The organism is Streptomyces sp. NPDC093510 (assembly GCF_040683555.1).
Taxonomy (GTDB): Bacteria; Actinomycetota; Actinomycetes; order Streptomycetales; family Streptomycetaceae; genus Streptomyces.
This window is the reverse complement of record NZ_JBFBEE010000043.1, coordinates 32,968-49,186: the sequence shown is the minus strand read 5'-3', so window position 1 is coordinate 49,186 and position 16,219 is coordinate 32,968. Positions and strand designations below refer to the sequence as shown.

The following is a 16,219-nucleotide window of genomic DNA, read 5'->3' as shown; positions in this document are numbered from 1 at the left end:
CGGCTTCTCGCGGAGACGCGTCGCTCAGACTCCGGCGTACGAGTGCTTGCCGGTGACGAAGATGTTCACGCCGTAGTAGTTGAACAGCCAGCAGCCGAAGGCGATCAGGGCCAGGTAGGCGGCCTTGCGGCCCTTCCAGCCGGCGGTGGCGCGAGCGTGCAGGTAGCAGGCGTAGGCCACCCAGGTGATGAAGGACCAGACCTCCTTGGGGTCCCAGCCCCAGTAGCGGCCCCACGCGTCGCCCGCCCAGATCGCGCCCGCGATGATCGTGAACGTCCACAGCGGGAAGATCGCGGCGTTCAGGCGGTACGAGAACTTGTCGAGCGAGGCCGCCGAGGGCAGCCGTTCCAGGACGGACGTGGCGAATTTGCCGGGCTTCCCGCCGCTCGCGAGCTTCGACTCGTAGCTGTCCCGGAAGAGGTAGAGCAGGGTGCCGACGCCGCCGACGTAGAAGACCGCGCCGCAGAAGATCGCCGTGGAGACGTGAATCCACAGCCAGTACGAGTGCAGGGCCGGGACCAGCTGGTCGCTGTCGGTGTACAGGACGGTGACGGCGAGACCGAGGTCGAGCAGGACCGTCGTGACCAGCGGGAGGCCGAGCCAGGCGATGTTCTTCTTCAGCGCGAGAAGCACCAGGTACACGGCGACGGCGACGGTGGAGAAGGTGATGCTGAACTCGTACATGTTGCCCCACGGCGCACGCTGCACCGACAGGGCGCGGGTGAGGACACCGCCGAACTCCAGGAGGAACGCGAGCACGGTGAGCGAGACGGCGATGCGGCCGTACAGGTCGCCCTTCTCGTCGCCGCCGGACGCGCCGGGCCCGTCCGGCACGTCACGGGTGCCGGCCACCGACCGGGTGACGACCTTCGGCCGCTCCAGGGTGGCGGTGCCGCCGCCCTTGGCCTGGACGGTGACCGCGGTTGCCTCGGCGGTGGCGGTCTTGCTGGGGGTGAGGGCCGCGGCGGTGCGGGCGACCTTGCTGCGGCTGCCGAAGAGCCACTCCGCCATGTGTGCGAAGAAGGCCAGGAGATAGACGGCCATCGCGGAATAGATCAGCACGTTGCTGATGTGTGCGAGGTTCTCGTTGGGCTCGGCGGCCAGGGTGGCGGCGAGATTCACTTCTCAGCCCCTTCGGCAGGTACAACATCGGGGTCGGAGCCGGAAGGTGCTTCCGCCTCCGGGTCGGGCTCGGGCGCGCTCGGCGCCTGGTCGTGCAGCTGGGCGGCGAGCTGGGCGAGCTCCTCGGGGACCTTCGCGGACTCGCTGCGGCCAAGGCCCGCCATCTCCACGACGGTGACGCCGTCGGCGCCCCTGACCGCCCGCACCCACACGCGGCGGCGCTGGATGAACAGCGATCCCGCGAGACCGGCGACGGCGGCGATCGCGCCGCCCAGCGCCCAGCCGGTGCCGGGCTGCTGGGAGACCTGGAAGGTCGCCCACTCCTTGAGGTTCTTCTCGAAGGTGATCGACCCGGCGCCGTCAGGGAGCGTCATGGTCTCACCGGGGCGCAGCCGCTGCTTGAACAGCTCGCCGTCGGCGTCCTTGAACTTCTTCATCTTGCGGGTGTCCAGCTGGTACACGTTCTGCGGGACACCGGCGTCGACGCCCAGGCTGCCGTGGTACGCGGACAGCGCGAGCACCGGATAGTCGGCGGCGGGGAACTGCGAGAACATCTGCCCCTTGCCCACACCCGCGAAGGTCGGCACGAAGAAGGCGTTGAACCCGAGCTGGTCCGGCTTGCCGTTCTTGTCGCGGTAGTTGTCCATGACCTTGATGGCGCCGGTCGCGGTGCCGTTCTGGTCGATGGGCAGCACCGGCACGGACGCCTGGTAGACGACCTTGCCCTTGCCGTCGCGGACGGTGACCGCGGGGGCGAAGCCGTGGCCGATGAGGTAGACCTTCGAGCCGCCGACCTGAAGCGGCTCGTTGACCTCGATGGACTTCTTCTTCTCGGGGCCGTCGGCGCCCTCGGAGTAGGTGACGTCCGCGCGATAGGTGCGGGCCGTGCCGCGATTGGGGCCCGACTTCTCGTACGTACCGACGAACTTGTCGAGCTTGAAGCTGAACGGCTCCAGGTCCTGGGAGTCGAAGAGGCTGCCGGACTTGAAGTCGTCGTACTGGCTGAGGGTGTTGGAGAAGCCGTCGCCCTCCATGATCAGCTTGCCGCCCTCGGACTTGAAGAGCTGTCCGGCGGCGAAGGCGAGCAGCATCACGATCAGCGCGATGTGGAAGAGCAGGTTGCCCACCTCGCGCAGATAGCCCTTCTCCGCCGCGACCGACCTGCCCGCGCCGGAGCCCTCGGTGTGCGCGCGGAAGCGGCGCTGCTGAAGCATCGCGAGCGCGGCCTCGTGCACCTTCTCCGGCTCGGCGTCGGTGCGCCACGTCGTGTACGCGGGCAGCCGCGTCAGCTTCCTGGGGGCGCCCGGCGGGCGGCTGCGGAGCTGGCCGACGAACTGCCAGGTGCGGGGCACGATGCAGCCGATGAGGGAGACGAACAACAGGATGTAGATCGCGGAGAACCACACCGAGCTGTAGACGTCGAAGAGCTGCAGCTTGTCGTAGAGCGGGCCGAGCGTGGTGTGCCGGTCCATGAAGTCCTGGACCTTGAGCTCGTCGACGTTGTTCTGCGGGATCAGGGAGCCCGGAATCGCGCCGAGCGAGAGCAGCAGGAGCAGGATCAGCGCGACCCGCATCGAGGTGAGCTGCCGCCAGAACCAGCGCAGCCAGCCGATGACGCCGAGCCGGGGCAGGTTGGGCGCGGTGTCCTCCCGGTCCCGGTCCCGCGGGGCGGTGGACATGCTGGCGCCGGCGGCACCGAACTCACCCGGCTCGTCAGGGGTTGCGGTCTTGTCTTCGGGAGCTTCGGTCTTGCTCATGGATCAGATCCCCACCGAGTAGCTGCTGGTCCAGACCTGCATGTCCTGCACGATGCTGTCCCACACACCGGTGACGAGGAGCAGGCCGGTCGCGATCATCATGATGCCGCCGACGCGCATCACCCAGACGTAGTGCCGCTTCACCCAGCCGAAGGCACCGAGGGTCTTACGGAAGGCCACGGCCGCGAGGATGAACGGAATGCCGAGCCCCAGGGAGTACGCGACACCGAGGATCGCGCCGCGCTGCGGATTGCCGCTGTCGGCGGAGAGCGCCATGACCGAGGCGAGGGTCGGGCCGATGCACGGCGTCCAGCCCACGGCGAAGAGGGCGCCCACCACCGGCGCGCCGGCCAGCCCGACGGCGGGCCGCTTGTGGAAGCGGAACTCGCGCTGGGTGAGCCAGGGCATGAGCCCCATGAAGAAGAGCCCGAGCACGATCATCACCACGCCGAGCGTCGTGTTGATGGTGCTCTGGTGCTCCTTGAGCGTGCGGCCGAGGGCACCGAAGAAGACGGTGGCGGAGACGAAGACGACGGTGAAGCCGGCGACGAAGAGACCGGCCCCGGCGGCCATCCGGCCGCGCCGCGCCTCCCCGAGGTCCTGGCCGCCGACCCCGGTGACGTACGACAGATAGCCGGGCACCAGCGGCAGGACGCACGGTGAGAAGAAGGAGACCAGCCCGCCGAGCAGGGCGACCGGGATCGCGAGGAGCAGGGCCCCGCTCATGACGGTCTGGTTCGTACCGCTGACGGCCGCGAGCGTCGACATCACTTCTCCGCGAGCACGGGGTCGATCATCTTCCGCAGCTTCTCCTCGCTCAGCGGCTGCTGCGCGCGGGCCGCGATCTTCCCGTCCCGGTCGACGACGAGCGTGGAGGGGATGGCGTTCGGGTTGAGCGAACCCTGGGGGAAGCGCAGCATGAGCTTCCCCATCGGGTCGTACAGGCTCGGGTAGGGAACCTTGTGCTGCTTCTCGAACTGGATCGCGGGGCCGCGCTCGGGGTCACGGGTGTTGATGCCGACGAACTCGACGCCCTTGGCCTTGGTCTCCTTGGCGATCTTCACGAAGTTCGGCGCCTCGGCCCGGCACGGCGCGCACCAGGAACCCCAGACGTTGATGACCACGATCTTGCCCTTGTAGGCCTTGGTGATGTCCAGCTTCTCGCCGTCGAGGGTCTCCCCGTCGAGCGAGGGGTTCGCCTTGCGGTCGCCCTTCTTGACGGTGGCGATGCCATCCGACCCGGCGACGAAGTTGGTGTTCCCGGAGCCGCCCGACACTCCGCCGGAGCTGCAAGCGGTCAGAGCCAGCGCCGCGACCGCGGCGCCCGAGGCGAGCAGGGCAGCGCGACCACGACGGCGACTGCTGCTATCGATGCGGTGTGGGGCACGGCAGGCGACACTCATGTGAAAAGTTTCGCATGTCCATTTCGCCGATCTTCCGCACCCCCTCCACCGGACGAAGACCGCTCTTCAGAGCGGCTCCGGGACCCCTCAGAGGCTCTTCCAGCCCCCGGTCGGCTGCTGGCCGACCTCCAGGCCCTGGAGCTTGGCGAGGACCTTCGGGTCCTGCACGTCGAGCCAGTCGACGAACTGCCGGAACGAGACGAGGCGCACGTCCTTCTTGCCCGCGATGTGCTTCAGGGCCTCCTCGACGGCATCCATGTAGATGCCGCCGTTCCACTCCTCGAAGTGGTTGCCGATGAAGAACGGCGCGCGGTTGGACTCGTAGGCCCGCTTGAAGCCGGCTATGTAGGCCTCCGTGGCCTGCTTGCGCCAGCCCGGGTAGTTGTACGAGGGCGCCTTCGTCGAGTTCTTCGACTGGTTGGCGAGGATGTTGTAGTCCATCGACAGGACCTCGAAGGAGTGCCCGGGGAAGGGCATGGCCTGCAGCGGCAGGTCCCAGACGCCCATCTTCTTCTGCGGCCACTTCTGGCGGCCGCCGGGCGACGACGCGTCGTAGCGCCAGCCGAGCTTCTTCGCCGTCGGCAGCAGGTTGTCCTGACCGAGCAGACAGGGCGTGCGGCCGCCGACGAGTTCCTTGTCGTAGTCGAAGGGCAGCGACGGCAGATCGGTCCAGCCGGTGTTCGTACGCCACTTCTTCACAAAGGACTTGGCCTGGTCTATCTCGTCCTGCCATTGCGCGGACGTCCAGTTGGCGACGGAACCCGTGCCCGCGCAGAAGTGCCCATTGAAGTGCGTGCCTATTTCATGGCCCTCAAGCCATGCCTGCCGCACGTACTTCAGTGTGTCCTTGATGTGACCGTCGGTGAGATAACCGATGTCCGAGGCGCCGACCGCGTTGTTCGGCGGCCGGTACATGCGCTTCTTCGATTCCGGCAGCAGATAAAGCCCGGAGAGGAAGAACGTCATGTGCGCGCCGTGGTCCTCGGCGAGCTTCAGAAAGCGCGGGAACAGACCGTTCCCCACTTCGCCCGCGCCGTCCCAGGAGAAGATCACGAACTGCGGGGGCGTCTCGCCGGGCTCCAGCGGAACAGGCTTGCCAGGCTGGTGGGGCTGCTTACCGGTGTAGGCGGTCGACCCGTCACCGATCGGCTTGGCCGGGTGCTTCTGCGCACCGGCCTCCTCCCCGGCCTTTCCCGCGGGCTTCGACGAATCGCCGTCACCCCCGGAGCCGCACGCCGCGAGCCCGAAAGCAGCGGCCGTGCCTGCTCCAAGGCCGAGCATTCCCCTGCGGCTGATGTCGCGCATTCCATCCCCATTCGTCGCGCCCTTGGTCCGTTCCTGCGTATCTGCCATGCAAGAGGGACGACCCGTTAGAGGGCGCGACGAACACCGGGGTTCCGGTAAGCCGCAGTTATTTATGTTGTTTTACCGGAAGAGAACATACAGTTGCGACGCGATCACTCGACGTCGATATCGCGGCGGTAAATCCGAAGCCGCAGCGCGAGCCGAAGCCGTCAGGCTCCGAATGCCTTGCCCCTGCCCTTCACCGGCTTGGCGCCCGCGAGGAGATGCGCGGGGACGAGGTCCCGGGCCGGTTCGGAGTAACCCACCGAGATGATCTTGTCGCCGCGGTACGTGAACGTCGTCAGCGACGCCAGCGTGCACTGCCGCTTGCGCGGGTCGTGCCACAGCCGCCGCTTCTCCACGAAGCTGCGCACGATCCAGATCGGCAGCTGGTGGCTGACGCACACCGCCTCGTGCCCGCGGGCCGCGTCCTTCGCCGCGTCCAGGGCACCCATCATCCGTACGACCTGCTCGATGTACGGCTCGCCCCAGGACGGCTTGAAGGGGTTGACGAGGTGCTTCCAGTTGTCGGGGTTCTTCAGCGCGCCGTCGCCCACCCCGAAGGTCTTGCCCTCGAAGACGTTGCCCGCCTCGATGAGACGGCCGTCGGTGGCGAGGTCCAGGCCGTGCGCCTTGGCGATCGGCGTGGCCGTCTCCTGGGCGCGGTCCAGCGGCGAGGCGACGACGTGCGTCACGTCGCGGTGGGCGAGGTGCTCGGCGACGCGGTCGGCCATCTGCCGGCCGAGCTCGGACAGGTGGTAGTCGGGCAGCCGCCCGTACAGAATCCCGTCCGGGTTGTGCACCTCACCGTGGCGCATCACGTGGACGACGGTCAGCTCGTCGCCCGCCGGGGTGCCGCTCATGCGGTGGCCTCCGTCGCTTCCGCGGCCGCGCGCGCGGCGGCCGGCAGGGCGGCGGCGATCCGCTCCACGGCCCGCTCGTCGTGCGCGGTGGACACGAACCACGACTCGAACGACGACGGCGGCAGATAGACGCCCTGCGACAGCATCGAGTGGAAGAACGCGGTGAAACGGAAGGACTCCTGCGCCTTCGCCTCCTCGTAGTTGCGCACCTCGCGGTCGGTGAAGAACACGGTGAACATGTTGGACGCGTTCTGCACCCGGTGGGCGACGCCCTCCTTGCCGAGCGCCTCGCTCACCAGACCGCGCAGCCGCTCGGACACGGCGTTGACCTTGTCGTACGCCGCGTCGTCGAGGAGCCGCAGCTGGGCGAGGCCCGCGGCCGTCGCGACCGGGTTCCCGGACAGCGTGCCCGCCTGGTAGACGGGGCCCGCCGGGGCGAGGTGCGCCATGACGTCGGCGCGGCCGCCGAAGGCAGCCGCGGGGAAGCCGCCGCCCATGACCTTGCCGAAGGTCATCAGGTCGGGCTTCACACCGTCCACGCCGTACCAGCCGGCCTTCGACGTACGGAAGCCGGTCATCACCTCGTCGGAGATGTACAGCGCGCCGTTCTTGGCGCAGGCGGCCTTCAGGCCCTCGTTGAAGCCGGGCCGCGGCGGCACCACGCCCATGTTGCCCGGCGCCGCCTCGGTGATGACGCACGCGATCTCGCCGGGGTGCTTGTGGAAGGCCTCCTGCACCGCTTCGAGGTCGTTGTACGGGACGACGATGGTGTCGCCCGCCTGGGCGCCGGTGACGCCCGGGGTGTCGGGGAGACCGAGGGTCGCCACGCCCGAACCAGCCGAGGCGAGCAGCGCGTCCACGTGCCCGTGGTAGCAGCCGGCGAACTTGATGACCTTGGCGCGGCCGGTGAAGCCGCGCGCCAGACGGATGGCGGACATGGTCGCCTCGGTGCCGCTGGAGACGAGCCGCACCTGCTCGACGGGCTCGATGCGGGCCACGATCTCCTCGGCGAGCGCGACCTCGCCCTCACCGGGCGTACCGAAGGAGGTGCCGTGCGAGACGGCCTCCTGCACGGCGGCGATCACCTCGGGGTGGCTGTGCCCGAGGATCATCGGACCCCACGAACACACGAGGTCGACGTACTCGCGGCCGTCGGCGTCAGTCAGGTACGGACCGGTACCGGACACCATGAAACGGGGCGTACCACCCACAGCGCGGAACGCGCGCACGGGAGAGTTCACACCGCCGGGCGTCACGGCCGCCGCACGGTCGAAAAGAGTCTGCGAAACTGGGGCGCTATACGGGAAGCTCACACGAGCCATGGTGTCAGAGCGTCCGGACATCCTGCGGACAGGTGTTTCACTCCACGTTTTAGAGGGTGACCGTGGGGGAGGTCACTGACACGATGATCGGGTTGCGTGGCGGGGGCCGCGAGGCCTAGAAAAGACAGGGCCGTGCCGCCCTGGAAAAGCAGTCGGGTGGAGATATGCATCGCGGTGGCGGACTGGGCGAGGGGACCGACGGCCTGGGCCCCCGGCGTGCCCGGCGGGGCAAGCACCGACGCGAGGCGGAAGCGGAACCGGCGCAGACGTCCGACCAGACGCTCGGCGCTTCCGGCGAGTCCCGGCAGGACCGGGTGACCAGCAGGAGTGGCGGGGTGGGGGTGACGTACAAGTACTTCGGAGCCCCGGACGGCGCGACCGCCGCCCGCGTGCCGATCTCGATGCGCCCCGAGGAGCTCGGCGGCGACGAACTCGGCATGGGCGGCATGTTCACGAAGATCAAGCCGGAGACGATGGCCGCGATGGTCCTGACCGGCATCGAGGGCATACCCCTGCACAAGGTCCCCCCGCTCGAACTGGTCGTCCTCCACCCCGACTACGCCGTGGTGAAGCTCCCCATGACCGTCGTCGACCCGCTGCGCGGCGTCGGCGAGGAGTCGGTGGGCGCCGCGGCGTTCATCTGGTCCACCGTCCCGGACCGCGGCGGCCCCCGCGACGCCTTCAACGTGTACCAACTCCTCCACGAGTGGCAGGACTTCAGCCACCGCCTGCACGACGCGGGCCATCAGGCGTACTGCCTCGTGTGGCCCTGACGCCCCCTCACTCCACCCTGAGCGCGGCGAGTTGCTGCTCGAAGGGGACGACCTCGAAGCCGCTCGCCGGTGCCGCCTCGCTCTCGGGCGCCATGAAGCGTGCCAGCTCCGCGCCCGCGCGGGTGATCCGTGCCGCGAGGCCCTCCTCGCCCCAGTCCTCCGACGCCGCGTACACGGCGGTCGGCAGGACCAGTGCCCGCAGATAGCTGAAGAGCGGGCGCAGGGCGTGCTCGGTGACCAGCGAGTGACGCGCGGTGCCGCCGGTCGCACCGATCAGCACCGGCTTCCCGGTCAGCGCGTCCTTGTCGAGCACGTCGAAGAACGACTTGAACAGTCCGCTGTACGAACCCGAGAACACCGGCGTGACCGCGATCAGCCCCTGCGCGCCGGCCACCGCGTCGAGCGCGGCGGCCAGCCGGACGGGCGGGAACCCGGTGACGAGGTGCTGGGCGATCTCCGTCGCCAGGTCCCGCAGTTCGACGACTTCGACTTCGACCTCGACCTCGACGTCGGTGTGGTGTGCCGTGGCGGCCGTGAGGCGGTCGGCGAGCAGCCGGGTGGACGAGGGCACGCTCAGCCCTGCCGATACGACGACAAGCTTCATGCGCTGACCTCCTGCTGACCGTGCTGGTTCTTCTGGCCCTTCTGGTCCTTCTGGTTCTTGCGGGTGGCGTGGGTGGGCGCGTCCGGGACGCCGGCCGGGCGGTTCTTCGCGAACTCCTCGCGCAGGACGGGGACGACCTCCTCGCCGAGGATGTCGAGCTGCTCCAGGACGGTCTTCAGCGGCAGCCCGGCGTGGTCCATCAGGAACAGCTGGCGCTGGTAGTCCCCCACGGTGTCGCGGAAGGACAGCGTCCGCTCGATGACCTGCTGCGGGGAGCCCACGGTGAGCGGGGTCTGCGCGGTGAACTCCTCCAGGGAAGGCCCGTGGCCGTAGACGGGCGCGTTGTCGAAGTAGGGCCGGAACTCCCGTACGGCGTCCTGCGAGTTCTTGCGCATGAACACCTGACCGCCGAGCCCGACGATCGCCTGCTCCGGCGTGCCGTGCCCGTAGTGCGCGTACCGCGACCGGTACAGCTCGACCATCTTCGCGGTGTGTTCGGCGGGCCAGAAGATGTTGTTGTGGAAGAAGCCGTCGCCGTAGTACGCGGCCTGCTCGGCGATCTCCGGAGACCTGATCGACCCGTGCCAGACGAAGGGCGCGACACCGTCGAGGGGCCGGGGCGTCGAGGTGAACGACTGCAACGGCGTACGGAACTTGCCCTCCCAGGTCACCACGTCCTCGTCCCAGAGGCGGCGCAGGAGCGCGTAGTTCTCGACGGCGAGGTTGATGCCCTGGCGGATGTCCTTGCCGAACCAGGGGTAGACGGGCCCGGTGTTGCCGCGGCCCATCATCACGTCCACCCGGCCGTCCGCGAGGTGCTGGAGCATCGCGAAGTCCTCGGCGATCTTCACCGGGTCGTTGGTGGTGATGAGCGTGGTGGAGGTGGAGAGGACGAGCCGCTCGGTGCGGGCGGCGATGTAGCCGAGCATCGTGGTCGGGGACGACGGCACGAAGGGCGGGTTGTGGTGCTCGCCGGTCGCGAAGACGTCGAGGCCGACCTCCTCGGCCTTGAGCGCGATGGCGACCATGGCCTTGATGCGGTCACGCTCGGTCGGCGTGCGGCCGGTGGTCGGGTCGGTGGTCACGTCGCCGACGCTGAAGATCCCGAACTGCATGACTGGCTCACTCTCCGCGGGTCCGCGTTTTGTTTACGGTTCAACTATACCCACGGAACGGGGGCGCGCGGCCGGCTATTCCCGTACCCCCCCCGGCCGGGGGCCGTTGTCAGACCCCCCGCCTACGGTGAGCCGGTGGACCGATCACAGGCAGCGACTCCGAACCGGCCGCCGGCCATGCGCCTCGACCCCTGGACCGACGAGGGCGGCCTCGCGCTGCTCCTGCGGCTGAACACTCCCGAGATGACCGCGCACCTGGGCGGCCCCGAGCCCCACGAGAAGGTCGTGGACCGCCACCGCCGCTACCTCCGGCTCGACGGCAGGGGCCAGATGTTCCGCATCACGGTGGACGGGCGGACGGCGGGTTCGATCGGCTTCTGGGAGACGACCTGGCAGGGCGAGCCGGTCTGGGAGACCGGCTGGGGCGTGCTGCCCGAGTTCCAGGGCATGGGAATCGCCGCGGGGGCGGCGCGGCTGGTGGCGGAGGAGGCGAGGGCGGCGGGCCGCCACGCCCACCTGCACGCCTTCCCGGCGACGGGGCACGGCGCGTCGAACGCGGTGTGCCGCAAGGCGGGCTTCACGCTGCGCGGCGAGGCGACGATCGAGTACCCCAAGGGGAACTGGCACGCCTGCAACGACTGGCGGATCGCCTTGAGCGGGGACTGAACCGCCCCCCCACCCCCCCCCCCGCCCACCCTGAAACGGTCAGGAGCAATCAGAGCAGAGCTGACAGGTGAACAGGTGCCCCTCACCCGTCTCACCGCCGGAAACGTCACCTTCTGTCCCGACACACGCCACCCCACTCCCCCAAGGACAACGCATGCCACCCTGTTGACCATGCTCGTCGCCCGCTCCGCCGCCCTCTTCGTCCTCGCCGCGCTGTTCGAGATCGGCGGCGCGTGGCTCGTCTGGCAGGGCGTACGCGAGCACAAGGGCTGGGCCTGGATCGGCGCGGGCGTCATCGCGCTCGGCATCTACGGCTTCGTCGCCACGCTCCAGCCCGACGCCGAGTTCGGCCGCATCCTCGCCGCGTACGGCGGGGTCTTCGTCGCGGGCTCGATCGCCTGGGGCATGGTGGCCGACGGCTACCGGCCCGACCGGTGGGACGTGACCGGGGCGCTGATCTGCCTCGCGGGAATGGCCGTGATCATGTACGCCCCACGAGGCCGCTGACGCACCGACGCCGCGCCGCGGGGGCACTGCCCGCGCGCACCACGGGGGCACCGTGCACTCGCGCCGCGGGGGCACCACGCACACGCACCGCGGGAGCACCACGCGCTCGCACCGCGGGAGCACTGCCCGCCCGCACCGCCGGGGAGGGCACCACGCACCCGCACCGCGGCGGCACCACGCCCACGCACCGCCGGGCCACTGCGCCCTACACCCCCGCACCCCCAACCACCCCCCACCCCACACCCTCGCGAGCCCGCGCAAGCGCACGCATATCCTGGCGAGGACCGACCCTGCCGTACAGCCGCCCGTACGCCGTACACCCGCCGTACGCCGCATCCCTGCCCGAGGAGCGCCCATGACCGCCGCCGCCAACCGCATCGCGATCATCACCGGCGCGAGCAGCGGTATCGGTGCCGCCACCGCCCGCGGGCTCGCCGCCGCCGGCTACCGCGTCGTCCTCACCGCGCGCCGCAAGGACCGCATCGAGGCGCTCGCCGCCGAGCTGAACGACGCCGGGCACGACGCGATGGCGTACGCGCTCGACGTCACCGACCGCGCGGCCGTGGACGAGTTCGCCACCGCCTTCCGCAAGATCGCGGTCCTCGTGAACAACGCGGGCGGCGCGCTGGGCGCGGACCCCGTCGCCAGCAGCGACCCGGCCGACTGGCGCCAGATGTACGAGACGAACGTCATCGGCACGCTGAACGTCACGCAGGCCCTCCTCCCCGCGCTCACCGCGAGCGGCGACGGCACGGTGGTCGTGCTCTCCTCGACCGCCGGGCACGGCACGTACGAGGGAGGCGGCGGCTACGTGGCGGCGAAGCACGCCGAGCACGTACTCGCCGAGACCCTGCGCCTGGAGATCGTCGGCACCCCGGTCCGCGTCATCGAGGTCGCCCCCGGCATGGTCAAGACGGACGAGTTCGCCCTGACCCGCTTCGGCGGCGACACCGAGAAGGCCGCGAAGGTCTACGCGGGCGTCGCCGAGCCGCTCACCGCCGACGACGTGGCGGACACGATCACCTGGGCGGTGACCCGCCCGCCGCACGTCAACATCGACCTCCTGGTGGTCCGCCCGCGCGCCCAGGCCTCGAACACCAAGGTCCACAGGGAGTCCTGACCATGCGCCTCCCCGGCGACGACCCCGGCCGCCCCGCGTACTCCGCGGACTCCCCCGACCCGCTCGAACGCCTCACCCACGAACACGAGGCCCGCGGCCTCGCCGAGGAGAAAAAGAACGAACGCCTGGTCTGGTGGTACCTGGCGTACTTCCTCTTCGGCATCCACATCGTCGCGTTCATCATGATCTACGCGGTCACCCACGCGAAGTAGGCGTCCCGCCTTGAGCGTCCACCGACGAGAGTCACCCACATCGGTGAACGCGACGTATCGCCATGCGCGTTGATGTTCGGCCTGCCTAGGCTCGGCACGACAACATCACATGCGACGGCCCCCGGCCGGGGCTGCAACCCCGAGCCGAGGGCCTGACCACAGCAGGAAGGCACAACTTCCTCATGGCTGAACACGAGCCTAGCGCTCCGCAGTTCATGGACCTCTGCGTACCCGAGTACGCGTACATGTTCGGCTTCTTGCAGGCCGACGGGCACCTTCAGCAAGGAGTCGGCCAGAAAGGCAAGCTGACGGTCGAGATCAGCGTGCGGGACATCGAGATCCTGCGCGAGTTCCAGCGGCTGACCCCGTACAACAGCAGCATCCGCGAGCGAACCCGCTCGACGAACTTCGCCGAGACGCACACGTCGGCCACCTGGACCTTGTGCTCCCTCGAAGCCAGAACCAAGCTCGACGAAATCGGCCTGCCGTACGGCCGCAAATCGAAAAGGATCACGCCTCCGCGCGTCGAATTCTCGCGACGGGACTACCTCCGGGGCGTCATCGACGCGGACGGCGCCGTCGGCTACACCGGCCAAGGGCTGCCGTTCATCTCGCTGACCACGGCAAGCACAGCAGTAGGGATCTACCTCTGCAGGTACGCGCGCATGCTCACCGGCACCGAGCGCCTGATCAAGAGGAACGCACGCGACGACATCTACAACATCACCTACACCAAGGAAACAGCCCTGGAACTGGCGAGCGACCTCTACTATCCGGGATGCCTCGCCCTGGACCGCAAGCGCGCCGCCGCCGCGACGCTGGCCTCATGGGTCCGCCCGGCCGACATGCGGCACGCCCCACCCCGTCGGCGCTGGAAAGAATGGGAAGACCGGATTCTGTTGGAGCACGGCGACCCCGTGTCTTCCGCCACGGAACTGGGGCGGACAGTCCAGAGCTGCAGTCTGCGCCTCTGGCGCCTCCGCAGCGGCCGGGTCCCCATGCCCTCGAACGATCAGTGAGGCACTGAACAGCGGGGCCCGTGCCGGTATCAGCACGGGCCCCGCCCGTTTCACCCCTTGACGCAGACGACCTGCTTCAGCTTCGCCACGACCTCGACCAGATCGCGCTGGTGCTCCATGACCTGCTCGATCGGCTTGTAGGCCGCCGGGATCTCGTCCACGACGCCCGAGTCCTTGCGGCACTCGACGCCCCGCGTCTGCTCCTCCAGGTCCTTCGCCGAGAAGCGGCGCTTCGCCGCGCCCCGGCTCATGCGCCGGCCGGCGCCGTGAGAGGCGGAGTTGAATGCCTTCTCGTTGCCGAGTCCCTTCACGATGTACGTGGCCGTGCCCATCGATCCAGGAATGATCCCGAGGTCCCCCGTACCGGCCCGGATCGCGCCCTTACGCGTCACCAGCAGATCCATGCCTTCGTACCGCTCCTCCGCCACGTAGTTGTGGTGGCAGCTGATCTCCGGCTCGAAGGTCACCTTCGCCTTCTTGAACTCCTTGCGGACCACGTCTTTCAGGAGCCCCATCATGATCGAGCGGTTGTACTTCGCGTACTCCTGCGCCCAGTAAAGATCGTTCCGGTACGCCGCCATCTGCGGGGTGTCCGAAACGAAGACCGCGAGGTCACGGTCGACGAGCCCCTGGTTGTGCGGAAGCTTCTGCGCGACTCCGATGTGATGCTCGGCGAGCTCCTTGCCGATGTTGCGCGACCCGGAGTGGAGCGTGAGCCACACCGCACCTTCGGAATCGAACGACATTTCAATATGATGATTTCCGGAGCCGAGCGTTCCCATTTGCTTGACCGCCCGCTCCTCGCGGAACCTGACCGCCTCCGCGACCCCTTCGAACCGCCCCCAGAAGTCCTCCCACCCGGCCGTAGCCATGCCGTGGAAGCGCCCCGGCCCGACGGGGTCGTCGTGCATGCCGCGCCCCACCGGGATCGCCTGCTCGATCTTCGAGCGCAGGCGGGACAGGTCCCCCGGAAGGTCATTGGCGGTCAGCGACGTCTTGACGGCGCTCATCCCGCAGCCGATGTCGACCCCGACCGCCGCCGGGCAGACCGCACCCCGCATGGCGATGACCGAACCGACCGTCGCGCCCTTGCCGAAGTGGACGTCCGGCATCACGGCCAGGCCCTTGATCCACGGCAGCGTCGCCACGTTCTGGAGCTGGCGCATCGCCGAGTCCTCGACCGTGGCCGGGTCCGTCCACATCCGGATCGGTATCTTCGCCCCGGGAACCTCTACGTACGACATATCGCCCTCTTTCCCCCGTAAACAACCGCAATCAACCCTAAACAACTACAAGCCTAGAAGCGCAAATACCGGCGCCAAGGTCAACGAAAGGGATGACGGACCGGCGTCCACGGCAGCGCGTGCGATACACATTGTGTCCACCGGCCGCCCACCAGCGGCAACCCAATAACCAGGCAGAGCCAGGCGAGAGGAGCCATCACGGTGCAGCGGAAGGCCAAGGCCTGTGTACCCGGCGTCGCCGCACTCCTCGCGGCGCTGCTGACCGGCTGCACCGGCGCGTCCGGCGGTGACGGGAGCGACGACTCCAAGCCGGGCGGCAGCGGCAGTTCGACCGCCCCGGCGCAACCCGGCAAGTACCGCACGCTCCCCGAGCCCTGCGGCGAGGTGGACACCGACACCCTCGACGCGATGCTGCCCGGCATCGCGGAGATGGAGGACACCGAGCAGCGCGAGAAGGCGTACGAGGGCACACCGACCGGGACATACGACACGGACCGGCGCGTGGGCTGCCGCTGGAAGGTCGAGTCGTCCGGCGCCTCCCACCACCTCATGATCGACTTCGAGCGCGTCGTCTCGTACGACGGCACGGTCAGCGACGACGCCCGCGCCGCCGAGGTCTACGCGACGAAGCTGCGCGAGGCGGGCCTCACCCGGCCGACCGGCTCCTCCTCGGAGGACGCGTCCCCCACGGCAGACGACTCCGAGGCGGGCGACAAGCCCCAGGGCGGGAAGAACGCCAGGCGCGACGACGACAAGGGCAAGAGGGACGACGACAAGGGCGAGAAGACGGGGAGTCCTGACGCCGGGACCGACGCCAGGGCCGAGTCCTCCGAGGCCACCACCCCGCCCCCCGGCCTGGAGCCCCGCACCCTCACCGACCTCGGCGACGAGGCGTTCCTCGACGACGCCCTCACCACCGCCGCCTCGGCCTCCCGTCACCGCACCGTGACTGTGGTGTTCCGCACGTCGAACGTGATCGTGACCATCGAGTACGACGAGCAGCCCGGCCGCCGCACGGACGTCCCCGACAGCAAGGAAATGCAGGACAAGGCGCATGAACTGGCCGACGGCCTCGCCGGGGAGTTCGACGAGTAGCGGATGGCCGAAGTGGGTACGGGCGGGGCCCCCGCTCGCCCGAAGCGGAGTCG

Annotated in this window: 17 protein-coding genes; 7 read left to right on the top strand and 10 right to left on the bottom strand. The window is 69.1% G+C overall.

What is annotated here, in order from left to right; translation table 11 throughout:
- Window positions 1-24: 24 nt before the first annotated feature.
- The 7 genes from ccsB to hemL all read right to left on the bottom strand — a co-directional run bounded on the left by ccsB (window position 25) and on the right by hemL (window position 7,811).
- The gene (gene ccsB / locus AB0N81_RS40075) at window positions 25-1,122 is read right to left on the bottom strand and encodes a c-type cytochrome biogenesis protein CcsB (protein WP_365367532.1); all 1,098 of its coding nucleotides are present in this window, start codon (window positions 1,120-1,122) and stop codon (window positions 25-27) included.
- Window positions 1,119-2,879 carry a cytochrome c biogenesis protein ResB gene (locus AB0N81_RS40070; RefSeq protein WP_365367530.1) on the bottom strand — a complete coding sequence of 587 codons (1,761 nt, stop codon included), beginning with the start codon at window positions 2,877-2,879 and terminating at the stop codon, window positions 1,119-1,121. The genes ccsB and AB0N81_RS40070 overlap by 4 nt, the downstream gene beginning before the upstream one ends.
- 3 nt (window positions 2,880-2,882) lie before the next feature.
- Window positions 2,883-3,647 carry a cytochrome c biogenesis protein CcdA gene (locus AB0N81_RS40065; RefSeq protein ID WP_365367528.1) on the bottom strand — a complete coding sequence of 255 codons (765 nt, stop codon included), beginning with the start codon at window positions 3,645-3,647 and terminating at the stop codon, window positions 2,883-2,885.
- Window positions 3,647-4,282 (bottom strand): TlpA disulfide reductase family protein, encoded by a 636-nt coding sequence (locus tag AB0N81_RS40060; RefSeq protein ID WP_365367526.1) that lies wholly within the window; start codon window positions 4,280-4,282, stop codon window positions 3,647-3,649. Before AB0N81_RS40060 ends, AB0N81_RS40065 begins: the two co-directional genes overlap by 1 nt.
- A gap of 87 nt (window positions 4,283-4,369) precedes the next feature.
- Complete coding sequence (locus AB0N81_RS40055; protein ID WP_365367524.1) at window positions 4,370-5,587, bottom strand: hypothetical protein; 1,218 nt, start codon at window positions 5,585-5,587, stop codon at window positions 4,370-4,372.
- Between the two features lie 209 nt (window positions 5,588-5,796).
- Window positions 5,797-6,489, bottom strand: a complete 693-nt coding sequence (locus AB0N81_RS40050) for a histidine phosphatase family protein (RefSeq protein ID WP_365367522.1) — start codon at window positions 6,487-6,489, stop codon at window positions 5,797-5,799.
- A complete protein-coding gene (gene hemL, locus AB0N81_RS40045; protein WP_365367520.1) occupies window positions 6,486-7,811 on the bottom strand; it encodes a glutamate-1-semialdehyde 2,1-aminomutase in 1,326 nt (441 codons plus the stop codon). Before hemL ends, AB0N81_RS40050 begins: the two co-directional genes overlap by 4 nt.
- A 335-nt stretch (window positions 7,812-8,146) precedes the next feature.
- Here hemL and AB0N81_RS40040 point away from each other — a divergent pair, with 335 nt between their 5' ends.
- Window positions 8,147-8,584 (top strand): hypothetical protein, encoded by a 438-nt coding sequence (locus AB0N81_RS40040; protein WP_030565229.1) that lies wholly within the window; start codon window positions 8,147-8,149, stop codon window positions 8,582-8,584.
- Between the two features lie 7 nt (window positions 8,585-8,591).
- Here the strand turns inward: AB0N81_RS40040 and AB0N81_RS40035 are convergent, their stop codons facing one another.
- A complete protein-coding gene (locus AB0N81_RS40035) occupies window positions 8,592-9,188 on the bottom strand; it encodes a CE1759 family FMN reductase (protein ID WP_365367518.1) in 597 nt (198 codons plus the stop codon).
- On the bottom strand, window positions 9,185-10,303 hold the full coding sequence (locus AB0N81_RS40030) for an LLM class flavin-dependent oxidoreductase (protein WP_365367516.1): 1,119 nt from the start codon (window positions 10,301-10,303) through the stop codon (window positions 9,185-9,187). Before AB0N81_RS40030 ends, AB0N81_RS40035 begins: the two co-directional genes overlap by 4 nt.
- A gap of 177 nt (window positions 10,304-10,480) precedes the next feature.
- Between AB0N81_RS40030 and AB0N81_RS40025 the strand changes: the two genes are divergently transcribed.
- The 5 genes from AB0N81_RS40025 to AB0N81_RS40005 all read left to right on the top strand — a co-directional run bounded on the left by AB0N81_RS40025 (window position 10,481) and on the right by AB0N81_RS40005 (window position 13,827).
- On the top strand, window positions 10,481-10,969 hold the full coding sequence (locus AB0N81_RS40025; protein ID WP_365367562.1) for a GNAT family N-acetyltransferase: 489 nt from the start codon (window positions 10,481-10,483) through the stop codon (window positions 10,967-10,969).
- 171 nt (window positions 10,970-11,140) lie between these two features.
- Entirely contained in the window at window positions 11,141-11,476 is a 336-nt protein-coding gene (locus AB0N81_RS40020) for a YnfA family protein (protein WP_365367514.1), read from the top strand.
- Window positions 11,477-11,831: 355 nt separating this feature from the next.
- Entirely contained in the window at window positions 11,832-12,596 is a 765-nt protein-coding gene (locus tag AB0N81_RS40015; protein ID WP_365367512.1) for an SDR family NAD(P)-dependent oxidoreductase, read from the top strand.
- Between the two features lie 2 nt (window positions 12,597-12,598).
- On the top strand, window positions 12,599-12,808 hold the full coding sequence (locus AB0N81_RS40010) for a hypothetical protein (protein WP_365367510.1): 210 nt from the start codon (window positions 12,599-12,601) through the stop codon (window positions 12,806-12,808).
- A gap of 182 nt (window positions 12,809-12,990) precedes the next feature.
- Window positions 12,991-13,827: a hypothetical protein gene (locus tag AB0N81_RS40005; protein WP_365367508.1), complete on the top strand. Its 837-nt coding sequence runs from the start codon at window positions 12,991-12,993 to the stop codon at window positions 13,825-13,827.
- 50 nt (window positions 13,828-13,877) lie between these two features.
- On the opposite strand, the gene AB0N81_RS40000 is transcribed toward AB0N81_RS40005, so the two are convergent.
- Window positions 13,878-15,071 (bottom strand): RtcB family protein, encoded by a 1,194-nt coding sequence (locus AB0N81_RS40000; RefSeq protein WP_365367506.1) that lies wholly within the window; start codon window positions 15,069-15,071, stop codon window positions 13,878-13,880.
- A 201-nt stretch (window positions 15,072-15,272) separates the two neighbouring features.
- Here AB0N81_RS40000 and AB0N81_RS39995 point away from each other — a divergent pair, with 201 nt between their 5' ends.
- Entirely contained in the window at window positions 15,273-16,166 is an 894-nt protein-coding gene (locus AB0N81_RS39995; protein ID WP_365367504.1) for a DUF3558 domain-containing protein, read from the top strand.
- Window positions 16,167-16,219: the final 53 nt, after the last annotated feature.